Source organism: Butyricimonas sp. DFI.6.44, from assembly GCF_022132345.1.
Taxonomy (GTDB): domain Bacteria; phylum Bacteroidota; class Bacteroidia; order Bacteroidales; family Marinifilaceae; genus Butyricimonas; species Butyricimonas muris.
This window is the reverse complement of sequence record NZ_JAKNJD010000006.1, coordinates 161,337-176,524: the sequence shown is the minus strand read 5'-3', so window position 1 is coordinate 176,524 and position 15,188 is coordinate 161,337. Positions and strand designations below refer to the sequence as shown.

Genomic DNA, 15,188 nt, shown 5'->3' with positions numbered 1-15,188 from the left:
AATGAACCATGGGACTATTTAAACAACCGGAATACAGACGCTTCAATCTGAAACCCCGTTACTGGGACCCCGAAGCGGAAGCCCGTAAAGAACGGGAGAAACGTATCCGTGCCGAACTGGGGCTCGCTGAAAACGGAACGGAATACGTCCCCGACGTGCGTGCCGGATTACAACGGGAATTTAATAAAAAGAGAGCTACACGTCCAAAGGCTGGATTAGGATACTCCACACGTTTGTTTCTCATATTAATTATCCTGCTCATGGTTGCTTTTTATCTGGTGACCTACAAGCTGGATGTAATCATGAAATTCTTCTAGGAGCGCAGGTATGGCAGATGTTATTCAATTATTACCCGATTCAGTGGCAAACCAGATTGCCGCGGGAGAAGTCGTGCAACGTCCGGCTTCCGTCGTGAAAGAATTGATGGAAAATTCCATTGACGCGGGAGCGACAAAGGTTCAGGTAATATTAAAGAACGCGGGAAAAGGATTCATTCAAATCATCGACGACGGGAAAGGAATGTCGCCGAGAGATTCCCGTATGGCATTCGAACGACACGCCACCTCCAAAATCTCTTGCGCCCAAGACTTATTTAACATACGCACCATGGGGTTCCGCGGAGAAGCCCTTGCCTCTATCGCTTCGGTGGCAGAAGTGGAATTACGTACTCGTCGGGAAGAAGACGAGCTGGGAACTTATCTTTTTGTCGCCGATTCCGAGTTAAAGAATCAAGAAAGCATCAGTTGTCCCCGCGGAACGAATATGCTCGTGAAAAACTTGTTTTACACGATCCCCGCCCGCCGGAAATTTCTGAAGTCGGACAACACCGAATTGCGTAACATCACGACCGAATTTCTGCGGGTAGCCCTTGCCACGCCCGAAGTGGCATTTACCTTGGCAAACAACGGGAATGAAATATATAATCTTCCCGCATCCGGACTACGGCAACGTATCGTGAACGCCTTTGGCAAGACGATCAATTCCAAACTACTCTCCGTGAATTGCGAAACCGGTATTGTCACCATCAACGGTTTTATCTGCGTGCCGCAACATGCCCGTAAAACTTACGGGGAACAATATTTCTTCGTGAACGACCGCTTCATGAAGCACAACTTCTTCCACAAGGCACTCACGGAAGCCTACGCAGGACTGATCAGCGCAGACATGATCCCCTCGTATTTCTTGTATTTCACGGTAGACCCGTCTATTATAGACGTCAATATACATCCGACCAAAACCGAAATTAAATTTCAGGACGAGAGTGCTATTTTCCAGATTATCCTTGCCAGTGTCAAGGAAGCATTGGGAAAATTCAACGTGATCCCGACCATCGATTTTGACACGGCGGACAAAGTAGACTTCGTGCTACCCGACACCCCAATCGTGCCGAAAGTACCGAAAGTAAGCTACAACCCGAACTATAACCCGTTTAACTACTCCACCTCCATTTCAAAAGAGGATTCGGATTTCGAACAAAAAGCGAGAACGTGCGGAAACAGCGGGGGCGGTAGCCAACGGGAGTACGAGCACCACCGCAAAGAACAGGTGCCCGCTAATTGGGACGCCCTCTTTGCCGGACTGGAGGATAAACAGGAAGAAATCCAAACCGAAATCCCGGAAATGGCGGAGAAACAGGAAGAGCACGAGGGCGTCATCTCATTCGTACAAATGAAAGGTCGTTACATCGTGACCCCCGTTCATTCGGGACTCATGTTTATCGATCAGAAACGGGCACACGAACGCATCCTGTTCGAGCGTTACAAGGAAACATTGTCCCACCAAGCCGCAGGAGGACAGAAAAGCCTGTTTCCCGAAACACTGGAATTATCGGCAGAAGATTTCATGCTCGTGAAAGACATTCTCGACGATCTCATGCTTTTAGGATTCGAGCTGGGAGAATTCGGGAAAAATTGTTATGCCATATATTCTACACCTCCCGACTTATCGACCTCACGAGGGAAAGAAGTTCTGATGAGCCTGATCGAGCATTACAAGAACACGGAAGGTTCCATCCGGGACAAGATGCGGGAACGAATCGCCCTCTCTTTGGCAAAAGCCGCCGCACTGGACTATAACACCCCGCTGGACAGACAAGAAATGAGTGATCTTTTTGACAACCTCTTCTCTTGCCGACACCCGAATTACACGGCCGACGGCAAAACTATCATCCACATCCTGAAAAACGAGGATGTGACCCAGTGGTTCAAATAAAAATCACTTGCTACTTTTCAGATAAGTGCACAATACCTTCGCCGTTTCGGGATTCGATGGACGGGACATATCCGAATCGATAATCCGCCCGTCGGGACTGATCAATATAAACCGCGGGATCCCCCGTATCATGTAAAAGTCCATAAAGGAACGATCGCTTCCCATGTACAATTGCACCTCGCCCTTCGGGTTCTCTCGTACCCGTTTCTCCCACATGGCACGGTCTTTATCACAGGCAACGGCAATAAACACGATATTCTCGTTCTCGAACTCTTTTTCCAACTTCTCCCAATAAACATTTTCCGCCCGACAGGGTACTCCCCATGTCGCCCACACGTTGATAAAGAGATATTTCCCCCGGAAATCATCCAGTCTGAAAGCCTGCCCCGCCATATCCGTGAACACGAAATTCATAGCCGGCCTACCGGACACGATCTTCATACATCGCTCGTACCCGTCATAGAAACGCTTCCGCATCTTCACGTCTTTCACGTACGTGTCATACGTTCTCAAGATCGTTCCCATGTGTTCGTCCACTCCCGCACCCAACAAATAATTATAAGCGTAATGATCGATCAGAAATTCTATCAACGTACTGTTTGTCAGATTGTGAATCACGTAATCGAATTGTGCCGTCACCCGTTTGTAAGCGTCATACTCTTTCAACCGGGAGGTACTGATTACCGAAACCAAAGAAGCCATACCCTCTTGGTATTCTTTCAATACCAACAATTTCTCGTCTTCCTTTATAAACCCTTTGACACTGTCAAGATAGGACGTATCGAGTTGATAATCCTTATTCCCCGTGCTCCACGCGTGATACAACGGATAATTTTCCAATACCGTGTAAGCCGAAAATTTTATCCGGTTACGCTCCATATCCTTGAAAGCCTCGTCAAACTCCATCGTATCCAGATAATAAATCTGTTCTGCCACATGCTCCTTCAGTTGTTGCAAAAACTCTTCCCCATCCAACTCGTACTCGAAGGACTTATTCCTCGATTCCAGACTATTCAAATAAATTGTTTTGGAAGCCCCGGTTCCCTCGAAACGCGTATTTCCTTTCGCATGGTCTCCGTACACATAAACGACCAATGATTTCCCATCCTCTATAAATAAAGGAATCCGGTCTTTCCCGTACCTCAAAGTAGCATACCCGTTTTCACCCTCTTGCATGACCAATTTGGCATACCCCATCTCGTTCACGTCTATCACACGCTCGCTTCCGTTCATCACTAACTCCGGTTTCATCCCGGAAGTACCGACCAAATTCAACTCCATGACAGTTTTGCGGGTATTACAACACCACATCAAACAAATCATCACCAACAATATACCACCAATTTTACCCATCATCTAGCCTGCCTAGTTTACAATTTGCTAAATTAATAATAACTTCTTTTAACCTCGATTAATATTTAAACTTTAACTTTTTATTAACATTCAACACCTTGTTATTTGTATTAAGTCTAAATAGTTTTACGGTCTATTAAAATAAGCAACAACATGAACAAAATGGACAAAAAACAAGCTTTGCATTACCATGCCATGGGACGACCGGGAAAGATAGAAGTCATTCCCACTAAGCCACATAGCACTCAATATGACCTTTCATTAGCCTATTCCCCGGGGGTAGCCGAGCCCTGTCTGGAAATCCAGAAGAACCAGACCGACGCTTACAAATATACCGCCAAAAGTAATCTCGTGGCAGTCATTTCCAACGGAACCGCCGTACTCGGCTTGGGGGATATCGGGGCACTCTCCGGTAAACCCGTTATGGAAGGAAAAGGTCTGTTATTTAAAATATTCGCCGACATCGATGTATTCGATATCGAGGTAGACACGAAAGACGTTGACAAATTCATCGAAACGGTCAAAATGATTGCCCCGACCTTCGGTGGAATCAACTTGGAAGACATCAAAGCTCCCGAGTGTTTCGAGATCGAACGCCGCCTGAAAGAGGAACTGGATATCCCCGTGATGCACGACGACCAGCACGGCACGGCAATCATCTCGGCTGCCGGCCTACTCAACGCGCTTGAACTGAACGGCAAAAAGATAGACACCGTCCGCGTGGTTGTCAATGGCGCCGGAGCCGCGGCAATCTCGTGTGCCCGTCTGTACAAAGCTCTCGGGGTAAAGAAAGAGAATATGCTCATGTGCGACAGCAAAGGAGTCATCTACTCCGGCAGGGCGGGACTCAATGCCGAGAAAGAAGAATTCGCCGTGGAAACTTCCGCACGCACATTGCAAGAGGCTCTCGTCGGGGCTGACATGTTCCTTGGACTTTCCGTGGCAGATATTCTGTCAGAGGAAATGATCCAAAGCATGGCAAAAGACCCGATCGTCTTCGCCTTGGCAAACCCGAATCCGGAAATCAGCTACGAGAAAGCCATTCACAGCCGCCCCGATATCATTTTCGCCACCGGACGTTCGGACTACCCGAACCAGATCAACAACGTACTCGGCTTCCCGTATATCTTCCGGGGTGCACTCGACGTGCAAGCCCGGGGAATCAACGAGGAGATGAAATTAGCTGCCACTTACGCTCTGGCAAAACTGACCAAAGAACCCGTGCCCGAGAACGTGAAAATGGCGTACAACGATCCTTCACTGGCATTCGACAGGAATTACATCATCCCGAAGCCTTTGGACGGCCGTCTTATCAGCCGGATTGCACCCGCCGTGGCAAAAGCCGCCATCGAATCGGGTGTTGCACGCAAGGAAATCACCGACTGGGAAACCTATCAGGATCAACTGGAAAAAAGGATGGGACAGGACGAACGTTTGATGCGGAGAATGACACGCAAGGCAAAAACAAATCCAAAACGCATTGTTTTCGCGGAAGGTGCCGACATCAAAACCCTCATGGCGGTACAGGAAATCCTCTCCGAACAGATAGCATACCCGATACTCATCGGCTCCCGCGAAGAGATCTATGCCCTGCAAAAGCAATACAAACTGGAACTGCCGGAATTCACGATATTCGATCCCGCCCGGGAAACCGAAAGAATAACCCGTTACACCCAGCTTTACTACGAGAAAAGACAACGCAAAGGAGTGACTCTGGAACAAGCCAAAACAGGCATGAAAAACCCGAACTTCATCGGACTCATGATGGTGGAATCCGGTGATGCCGACGGCTTCATTTCCGGTGTTCATTCCGACTATCATGACGTGCTTCGCGCAGCAAAGGATATCATCGGGTTACGGGCTTGCTGCAAATATGCCGTGGGTATGCATATCGTCACGAACAAAAAAGGAACCTATTTTCTGGCTGATACCACGGTAAACAGTCACCCGTCAGCCGACACGCTGGAATGTGTAACCGTCCTGACTTACGAGGCGGTGAAACAATTCAACGTGGAACCCGTGGTGGCACTCACCTCCTATTCTAACTTCGGCGAGTACAAACTGGGAAGCCCGGCACAGATACAAGAAGCCGTGGAAGTCCTGCAACGCAAATACCCGGAGATACTCGTGGACGGGGAGATGTCCGCTTCCGTTGCCTTCAACAAAGAGCTGCGACAAGCCCGCTACCCCTTCTCCCCGTTAGCAGACAAGGATGTAAACACCATTATTTTCCCGAACCTCAGTTCCGGTAGCATCGCCTTGGGCGTACTGCAAGAACTCGGCAACAACGAGATCATCGGTCCCGTGCTATTGGGCTTGAACAAACCCGTGCATATCTTACAAATGGGATGCAGCGTAAGGGACATCGTTTACATGACTACCCTCGCCGTCACCGATGCCCAAAAGGAAACACCGGTGGATATGTGCAGAATTTAATGATTTATGATTTTAGATTTACGATTTATGATTCAAGTATTTCCTTCAATCATAAATCGTAAATCTAAAATCACAAATTACTTCACCGGAATCTTCTCTATCCTCCTCTGGTGGCGACCGCCTTCAAAACCGGTAGCAAGAAATGTATCTATTATCGCCTGTGCTTCCTCGTAAGCGATAAAGCGGGCGGGGATACTCACCACGTTAGCGTTATTATGCTGGCATGCCAAAGCGGCAAGTTCCGTGTTCCAGCATAAAGCGCAACGGATTCCCTGATGCTTGTTCACGGTCATGGAAATACCGTTACCACTTCCACACAACACGATTCCTTTCTCGTGTTCTCCCGCTTCCACGGCAAAAGCCAACGGGTGTGCCGTATCCGGGTAATCCATACTCTCGGTGGAGTGTGTCCCGTAATCTTTTACTTCATGTCCTTTCTTCCGAAGATATTTCACTAATCTCTCTTTGTACTCGTAACCCGCGTGGTCACATGCTATCCCTATTTTCATCTTATTTAAAATTAACGCTACCCCGGTAGCCATATTATACATTCCCTACAAAGGTAAAAAATAGTCACAAATTAACAGGTTGCAAACCACAAGTTTTTTATCGAACTTGTAACCTGCAACCTGTCAACCTGTAACTTAAGAAGGGTTCCTCAAGAACCCTTCTTAATATCATCAAAGAATCAATTTATATCCTTTTCCGTGAACATTGATGATCTCCACTGACGGATCTTTCTTCAAATGCTTACGCAATTTCGTGATATAAACATCCATACTTCTGGCATTAAAGTAATTGTCATCAGCCCAGATATTTTTCAAAGCATAGTTTCTCTCCAGCACTTTATTTACATTCAAGCACAATAAACGGAGCAACTCTGATTCTTTTGTAGTCAGCTTTTGTTCTTCTTCGCCGTCAAACAAAGTTTGTTTCTTGGAATTGAAGGTCAATTTACCAATTTTAAAGATTTCCTGCTCGTCTTCAGGTTTCAACCCGGTTGATCTTCTCAACACGGCCTCGATACGAAGCAATAACTCTTCCATACTGAAAGGCTTGCTCATATAATCGTCGGCACCCAGTTTGAATCCTTCCAACACGTCCTCTTTCATTGATTTAGCTGTCAAGAAAATAATTGGAATTTCGCTATTAATCTGCCTTACTTCTTTTGCTAGTGTAAATCCATCTTTTTTAGGCATCATCACGTCGAAAATGCAAATATCAAACGGTTCGTTCAAGAACGTTTCATACGCGATTTCTCCATCCTCACATAAAATAGTTTCAAAACCTTTAGCTCTTAAATACTCTTTAAGAAGCATACCCAGATTGGTGTCATCCTCTGCCAATAAAATTTTAATTTTCTCATCCATAGCTATGTTGTTTTTAATAATTCGTGTTGATTTTCATTATTCTCTTTTCTAATTTGTCTGAAAAAATATACGAAATTAGAAAAATAAAGTTCTCTTTATCTTTTGCTTTTTTACAGTTAATGGTAAAATAATATCAAAACAGCTACCCTTTTCCGGGGAACTTTCCACATCAATCCTTCCACCGTGAGCCTCAACAATTTTCTTCACGTATGACAGTCCCAAGCCGAAACCTTTCACGTCATGCAAATTTCCTGTTGACACCCGGTAGAATCGTTCGAAGATTAGCTTCTGATCTTTCTTAGCAATTCCTATGCCATTATCGATCACACTTATTACAATTTCTTTATCTTTATTACGTGTATAGATGGTAATTTCCGGTGGTTTTACACAATATTTAATAGCGTTATCCACCAAATTGGAAATCACGTTTGTTACATGTACCTCATCCGCCAGCACCTCATCCTGCTCCGCCTCCAAATAAGCCGAAAACTTTCCGCCTTTATCTTCCACGCGCAAACTGAATTTAGGCAACAAATCCTCTATCAGTTGATTCATATTAATATTCTTCAACTTCAGCTTCATCCGGGTTTCCGTGAATAAAGCGGTCTGTAACACACGCTCGACTTGGAAGGTCAGACGCTTGCTCTCGTCGCGGATAATCGTCGCTATCCTATCGACCGAATCCGGAGTATTCGTCACCGCACCGTCTTTCAACATCTGGGATGCTAAAGAGATCGTGGCAATCGGCGTTTTGAACTCGTGTGTCATATTATTAATAAAATCATTCTTGATCACTGACAACTTTTTCTGCCGTACAATGACAATTAGGCAGAACACCCCACAAAAGACAATCACGATCGTGATAATCAATCCCGGCAATATCATCCAGAGCGAACCCGCCGTGTCGGAAGAAGCATCCGGGAATTTCAAGTACAACACGGCAGAATTTACCTCACCCGGGAATATCTTCCGGTTAAAAGTGACATCGGACGCCTGACTCAAAAAATTGGCGGAACTCAATATAAACTTACCATTCTCTTTTATACCGAACTCGAAACGGGAGCGCACCCCCGCATCTTTCAACGTATTACCGATAAAACCGTACAGGTTGTCCAAATCCACCCGACCTTCAATCTGATGTTTATCCTCTTTCCCCTCGGGCACTAATTTGTAATCTTCTCCCGTGCGTTCCTTAAGCGCTTGCCGCAATTTCAAAATAGAAGTTTCCAGATTATCCTCTTTAAACTTACTTCCCACGAAATCGCTTATATCCTGCACGTCAGAATCATCGTCCACCGAAACTAAAGTTGACCCCAACATCAACGCAACATCATTCTTTGACGCCACCAAACGCTTGGGATCGATATACGTGGGTGCATTCAGCACGAGTCCCGACTTTTTTGCCTGCAACAAATTCTGATCCTGCACAAATCTCCCCGACTCTTCTTTCTGGCGGATATAATCGACGACTTCATCCATGGCACGGTTCACCGTGAAAAAGAATTGCTCTCTTTTCACATCGTAAGCCGTCTGGAAGTAACTCGCTTGGAGAATAACCAACCCCAGCAAAGAAATGCCAAACACAATCCCTAATATGATTATCTGTTGCTTTCTCATACATGCAAATTTAACAATTCGATTTTAACAATTAGCACGCTTAATAAAATTTAACTAAACTATAACTATTTGACATTCTATCAATTTTTATCAAATCCATAAAATAACGCCATTTTCAGCACTCGTGCTTAACATTTAACACTTGTGAAACTTCTAAAAAACATTCAACGGTTCAACAACTTACACTTAAAAAAGTGTTGCTTGCCAATCATCTTTCCTTCTATCTTTTCTTAAATGCTTATAAGCCAAATCCGTGACCTCTCTACCTCTGGGTGTCCGCTTCAAAAATCCTTCCTTGATCAAAAATGGCTCGTACACCTCTTCCAATGTACCCGGATCTTCACTCACCGCCGTGGCAATCGTGGTCAATCCCACGGGACCTCCCTTGAATTTATCGATAATCGTCAACAATATCTTATTATCCATATCGTCCAACCCGAACTTATCGATATTCAACGCTTCCAAAGCATACGTGGTAATCTCGTGATCCACCACCCCGTTCCCTTTCACCATCGCGAAGTCACGCACCCGACGTAACAAAGCGTTCGCTATACGAGGCGTACCCCGGCTACGGGTTGCGATTTCTTTGGATGCCTGACTCGTGATCTTTGTCCTCAATATGGCGGCAGAGCGCTCCACGATTCCGGTCAACACGTCCAGATCATAATACTCCAGATGGCTGTTAATCCCGAAACGAGCCCTTAACGGGGCTGTCAGCAACCCGCTACGAGTTGTCGCCCCAATCAGGGTAAACGGACTCAATTGAATTTGCACCGAACGAGCCGCGGGCCCCTTATCAATCATGATATCGATCTTGAAATCCTCCATGGCCGAGTACAAATATTCCTCCACGATCGGACTCAACCGATGAATTTCATCAATAAACAACACGTCATTCGGTTCCAGATTGGTCAGCAACCCGGCCAAATCTCCCGGCTTATCCAACACCGGACCGGAAGTAATCTTTATCCCCACACCCAACTCGTTGGCTATAATTGCCGACAGAGTTGTTTTTCCCAACCCGGGAGGTCCATGCAACAGGACATGATCAAGCGATTCACCCCGCATCTTGGCAGCCTGCACGAAAATCTCCAAGTTCTCAACAATTTTCTTCTGTCCCCGAAAATCACCGAAACTCAGAGGCCGTAACGCTTTCTCCAGCTCCTTCTCACCATCAGGTACGCTCCCGTTTCTTATATCAAAACTTCCCATGAAACTAATCCATTTAAGATTTACGATTGTCTTTGCAAATTCAATTGGTAAATGTACAACAAAACAATTGAAAATGGAAAATTGAAAATGGAAAATGAAATTACCCGATCGGAAATCACAGAATCAGTAAATCTTAAATCATAAATCATAAATAGCGTTAGCACGCGCACAGGCTACCGTTCTCTTTTTCTTGCAAAAAACTCCTTCACCAAATCCCCGCACTCTTCCGCCAGCACGCCTCCGCTAACTTTCGTCTTCGGGTGCAACACCGAAGGGGTGAGCCGGGCATATCCCCGGTGCGGATCGGCAGCCCCGTAAACCAATTCGCCTAATTGCGCCCACGCCAACGCCCCACCGCACATCACACAAGGCTCCATAGTCACGTAAAGCGTACAGTCATTCAAATATTTTCCGCCTAACATGGATGTTGCCGACGTTATTGCCAACATTTCGGCGTGCGCCGTCACGTCATTCAGCCGTTCGGTTTGATTATGTGCCCGTGCTATCACCCGATCCTTGCATACCACCACGGCACCCACGGGAATTTCCCCTTCTTCTTCCGCCAGTTTGGCCTCTTCCAAAGCTTTCCGCATAAACATCTCGTGCTTATCCATCATACCTATATATTATATCATTTTTTATTCCGAATTTTTACCCACACAATCCACGTGTAAACCATGAGCACGCCAAGCACCCCTATCGTCGCAACCAATGCGAATATCAACCACCAATTCGTTTCCTCCTGCTTTTGACTCATGGCCTCGATCTCTTGAAGCAACTTCCGATTCTTGTAATTCTGCAACACGTTCCTGTAACGCCCCTCCTCGTTCAACACTTGATACAGATCCATTATCGAATCATGCCGACGGAATGCCTCGTGCAATTCCGCCTTTCCTTCCAGATGTGCATAATACTCGCACAACTGCTCCAACACGTCCATCTGCGCCCGCAGACTTTCCGGCGTCTCCGCCTCTCTTCGACTTACTTGTTCAAGATGCTCCAAAGCCTCCGCCTGTTCCCCGTTATCCCATAAACAACGGGCATAATTCAAATGGTTTTTGAAACTCACTTTGGGTGTCCTTAAGCCTTTCTCCCGGGCATATTGATCATATAAATCTATCACGGACTTAAAATAAACCAAGGCGGAATCACGCGTTTCCTCCTTCAAAAAAGAGTCGGCAATTCGCCCCAACAACGTATTACGCAGCCCCGGTCGTTTTTCCTCTCTCAATGCCTCTTTCAATATTACCCTAGCCTCCGCGTGCCTTCCCAATCCGGTATAAGCCTCAGCCACCTGTATCCCGTAACGCCCGAGACCGGCCGTATCCGGCAAATTCTTCAAAACCGCCCCGTACAAACGCAACGCCTCATCGTAACGTCCCAATCTCTTCAAGCTCGCCGCCATTTGCTCGAAAAAGGGACGCACATCTTTTTTATACCTCACTTTTCCCAACAACCGATAAGCCTCTTCATAACAAGCATATTGCTCTTCAAACTCCTCCAACACCCCGTAAAGCGTTGCCTTAAAACACCACATCTCAATCTCCTCCTTCGTATCCCCCATCCCCCGGTACATCGTTATCGCTTTCTCAATAGCGCCAAACGCCCGTTCAATATCTATCGCCTTGTAAAACCGTGCTTTTAAAAAATAGAACTCCGCCTCTTCCTCCTGTACAAACACCACCTTTGAATTTGCCCTGCCTATAAAACGAATCGCCTCTTCCACGCAATCATCTCGCAACACGAGAGTCCCGTACAGTCGCACCAGTTCCAAAGTCGCTCTGTTCTTCACCTCCCGTGACCCGAGCCGGTTTGCCTCCTGCAAATACTCCTTCGCTTTTTTAAGTTGTTCCGTCTTCATGGAATAATTCGTTCCCGCCACCAATAACACTTTTGCCCGCAGAAACTTAGGCAACTTCGCGGAAGACTCAACCAATGAATCAAACACAGGCGTCATCATGACAGAGTTCTTCAACTCGTCACACAACTCCTCCATTTTAGCTTTCTCGCTTCTCCGGCACCCTTGCAAGATCAAGAAAACAAACAGACCTATAAGCAACAAAATGCCATTTCGTCTCATACTGCATTATTTTCGTAACGGCTACAGACTACTGTCTTCGCGCATCAACACACACGACCGGTATTCATCAGGCTAACCTTTTTACCTGCAAATCCGTAACATCCTATACGGGTGGTAAAAATCTGCATTTTCCTTGACTGATGCAAATTTTCGTCCCTGTTTTTTCATTTTGATATAATTTTATACGTATCTTTATCTGTCAATTAAGTAATCTATTCATTAAAATAACAATTGCTATGCAGACAATTGATAATTACAACTTTAAAAACAAGCGGGCACTTATCCGCGTGGACTTCAACGTGCCGTTAAATGACAAATTCGAGATCACCGACGATACCCGCATGCGGGCAGCCGTTCCCACGATCAAAAAAGTGTTGGCAGGCGGTGGTTCCGTCATCTTGATGTCCCACCTCGGACGCCCGAAAAACGGACCCGAAGACAAATTTTCACTAAAACATATCTTGAAACATCTGGAAGAATTACTGGGTGTTCCCGTGAAATTCGCAGATGACTGCATCGGCGAAAGCGCGAAAGAGCAGGCTGCCGCGCTAAACCCCGGCGAAGTACTCTTGTTGGAAAACCTCCGTTTCTACAAAGAAGAGGAGAAAGGCGACGAAGGCTTTGCTCAAAAACTAGCTTCCCTTGGTGACGTGTGGATCAACGATGCATTCGGAACCGCCCACCGCGCTCATGCTTCTACTGCCGTTATCGCCAAATTCTTCCCGAATGACAAACTATTCGGTTACGTGATGAAGGGAGAATTGGAAAGTGTTGACAGAGTGATGCACAATCCCGTTCGCCCGTTCACCGCTATCATGGGTGGTTCAAAAGTATCTTCCAAGATCGACATCATCATGAACTTAATGGATAAGGTCGACAACCTCATCCTCGGTGGCGGAATGACCTACACGTTCAAGAAAGCCTTGGGCGGTCATATCGGAACCTCTATCTGCGAAGATGACAAACTCGACTTGGCTCTTGAAATCATGAAAATTGCCAAAGAAAAAGGTGTAAACCTCGTGTTAGCTACCGACACTGTCGCCGGCGATGCTTTCAGCAACGACGCCAACACACAATTGGTATCTTCCATGGAAATACCCGACGGCTGGGAAGGCTTGGACATCGGTCCGGAAACCATCGCCACGTTCTCGAAAATCATCGAGGAATCCAAAACCATCCTTTGGAACGGTCCCGTGGGAGTTTTCGAAATGCCTAAATTCGCCGTGGGAACGAAAGCAATCGCTGACGCCATCGTGAAAGCTACCGCCAAAGGCGCCTTCACACTCATCGGAGGCGGTGACTCCGTGGCTGCCATCAACCAATTCGGGCTTGCCGACAAAGTGAGTTACGTATCCACCGGAGGCGGTGCATTGCTCGAATACATCGAAGGAAAAGAATTACCGGGTATTACCGCTATCCGCGGGAAATAATCCCAAGTAAAATACTCAAAGAAATAAAACAGGGGCTGTCAATTCATTTTTGAACAGCCCCTGCTTTTTACTCCAACAAAGAATACGACTATCCGATTAAAAATAATCTAATATCACCTATTATTTCAACTCCTTCAGCAACAATTCCCCCAGCACCGGATCAGAGGGGCGGCGGGAAGAAGCATCCCAAACCTTTCCGTCAGGATCCAAGATAACGAAGCGGGGAATACCATTGACAACCATACGTTGCATGAAAGGATGCTTACGGGAGCGGGTGCACAATAATTGTACCCCGGTCATGCCTTTTTGTTTCATGAAAGCCCGCCATGTATCTGCATTGGAATCCAAAGAAATAGACACCCAAGCCAAGGGAAGAGAAGCTAAACGTTGCTCCAAACGTTTGACATAGGCGATTTCCGCCACGCAGGGATTACAACCGGTAGACCAAAGGTCAATAAAGACGTACCTGCCTTTGAAGTCGGACAGATAGACGGTATCCCCCTTTTCGTTGGGGAATCCATAGTCACTCAAATCCACACCTTCCATGGCGGGATAAGTACTTTCGGCCAACCGCTCGGCGTAAGCCTTCAATTGCTCCTTCCCGTCTTTAGACTTCACAATTTCGGTTGCTTTTTTCAGCCGTTCCCCAAAGTCTTTGACGTTTCCCCGCAGCACTTCTCTCCAAAGTGCCCCCAACAAATAAGCTTCCCGCAACTCCTCGTTTTTTATAGCGGCAGCCATATCGTTCAAATAGCTCTCGCGGGAACCTATTTTGATCTTTCCGGTTTGCACTTGGGCAAACAACCATTCTTGAAAAACGGGAAACCAATCCCCGGCAAACACCAATTCGGGTAGCCAATCGATATTCAAAAGAGGATCGCTGTAATCGGTATCAACCTCCGGGGCGGCAAAAGCCTTCCCGAAAGCCTTCGAGAGATCAATCATCATATACATATCTCGCAACAACTGGTACTGGGCAACCCCTTGCACGACTTTTTGTTCTTCCGGCAAAAGTCTGGAGGCTTCGACTTGTTCCACGCGCCCTTGATAAGCACGAACCAATGCTTCCGCGTACCCCCGGGAGTACTCCTTCAAACCGGAGGTTTTCGGTTGATACTCGTCGGTAAACAAGCGTGACAACAAATTATTGATTCCGGCGTGTGTACCTCCGAACTTATCCTCACGGGAGAAATCCACCTCGAGCTTTGCACCCGGTGTCAAGAAAACGGTATTGGAAACAGTTTGCCTGCCCAAGGAAAGAGAAACAATCATCGGCTCCTTGACGGTCAGGGATTCACGATAATCTCCCTGCACCTTAGCTTCCAGTAATCGTTGGGACATCCCCATTTGCCGTTGGATAACCAACATCACCGGATTCTCCCCTTCCACTCGTCCCGAAACGACAGCCAAGGTATCTTGCGCCCGCGTAACACCCCAGCAGGTGAAGGACAACAATAACATCATCAATATTTTTCTCAT

At 46.5% G+C, this 15,188-nt stretch carries 12 protein-coding genes; 4 read left to right on the top strand and 8 right to left on the bottom strand.

Going from position 1 to position 15,188, the window contains the following annotated elements:
• Nucleotides 1–8: 8 nt before the first annotated feature.
• Nucleotides 9–317, top strand: coding sequence for a hypothetical protein (locus L0M98_RS09975; RefSeq protein WP_099290919.1), 309 nt, complete (start codon nt 9–11; stop codon nt 315–317).
• A 10-nt stretch (nt 318–327) separates the two neighbouring features.
• Entirely contained in the window at nt 328–2,211 is a 1,884-nt protein-coding gene (mutL, locus tag L0M98_RS09970; RefSeq protein ID WP_227215731.1) for a DNA mismatch repair endonuclease MutL, read from the top strand.
• A gap of 3 nt (nt 2,212–2,214) precedes the next feature.
• Here mutL and L0M98_RS09965 read toward each other — a convergent pair whose 3' ends face one another.
• A complete protein-coding gene (locus L0M98_RS09965) occupies nt 2,215–3,567 on the bottom strand; it encodes a redoxin family protein (protein ID WP_227215732.1) in 1,353 nt (450 codons plus the stop codon).
• 150 nt (nt 3,568–3,717) lie between these two features.
• On the opposite strand from L0M98_RS09965, the gene L0M98_RS09960 reads away from it, so the two are divergent.
• Nucleotides 3,718–6,000: an NADP-dependent malic enzyme gene (locus L0M98_RS09960; RefSeq protein WP_227215733.1), complete on the top strand. Its 2,283-nt coding sequence runs from the start codon at nt 3,718–3,720 to the stop codon at nt 5,998–6,000.
• A gap of 77 nt (nt 6,001–6,077) precedes the next feature.
• Here L0M98_RS09960 and rpiB read toward each other — a convergent pair whose 3' ends face one another.
• From rpiB to L0M98_RS09930, 6 genes are all read right to left on the bottom strand, one after another.
• The gene (rpiB, locus tag L0M98_RS09955; RefSeq protein WP_227215734.1) at nt 6,078–6,509 is read right to left on the bottom strand and encodes a ribose 5-phosphate isomerase B; all 432 of its coding nucleotides are present in this window, start codon (nt 6,507–6,509) and stop codon (nt 6,078–6,080) included.
• A 171-nt stretch (nt 6,510–6,680) separates the two neighbouring features.
• The gene (rprY, locus tag L0M98_RS09950; RefSeq protein ID WP_099290923.1) at nt 6,681–7,370 is read right to left on the bottom strand and encodes a response regulator transcription factor RprY; all 690 of its coding nucleotides are present in this window, start codon (nt 7,368–7,370) and stop codon (nt 6,681–6,683) included.
• 75 nt (nt 7,371–7,445) lie between these two features.
• The gene (locus L0M98_RS09945; RefSeq protein WP_099290924.1) at nt 7,446–8,987 is read right to left on the bottom strand and encodes a sensor histidine kinase; all 1,542 of its coding nucleotides are present in this window, start codon (nt 8,985–8,987) and stop codon (nt 7,446–7,448) included.
• Nucleotides 8,988–9,173: 186 nt separating this feature from the next.
• The gene (gene ruvB, locus L0M98_RS09940; RefSeq protein WP_099290925.1) at nt 9,174–10,199 is read right to left on the bottom strand and encodes a Holliday junction branch migration DNA helicase RuvB; all 1,026 of its coding nucleotides are present in this window, start codon (nt 10,197–10,199) and stop codon (nt 9,174–9,176) included.
• A gap of 173 nt (nt 10,200–10,372) precedes the next feature.
• Nucleotides 10,373–10,813 carry a nucleoside deaminase gene (locus L0M98_RS09935; RefSeq protein ID WP_099291815.1) on the bottom strand — a complete coding sequence of 147 codons (441 nt, stop codon included), beginning with the start codon at nt 10,811–10,813 and terminating at the stop codon, nt 10,373–10,375.
• A gap of 17 nt (nt 10,814–10,830) precedes the next feature.
• Entirely contained in the window at nt 10,831–12,279 is a 1,449-nt protein-coding gene (locus tag L0M98_RS09930) for a tetratricopeptide repeat protein (protein WP_099290926.1), read from the bottom strand.
• A 236-nt stretch (nt 12,280–12,515) separates the two neighbouring features.
• Between L0M98_RS09930 and L0M98_RS09925 the strand changes: the two genes are divergently transcribed.
• Nucleotides 12,516–13,709 carry a phosphoglycerate kinase gene (locus tag L0M98_RS09925; RefSeq protein WP_227215735.1) on the top strand — a complete coding sequence of 398 codons (1,194 nt, stop codon included), beginning with the start codon at nt 12,516–12,518 and terminating at the stop codon, nt 13,707–13,709.
• Between the two features lie 120 nt (nt 13,710–13,829).
• Here L0M98_RS09925 and L0M98_RS09920 read toward each other — a convergent pair whose 3' ends face one another.
• The gene (locus L0M98_RS09920; RefSeq protein WP_227215736.1) at nt 13,830–15,188 is read right to left on the bottom strand and encodes a TlpA family protein disulfide reductase; all 1,359 of its coding nucleotides are present in this window, start codon (nt 15,186–15,188) and stop codon (nt 13,830–13,832) included.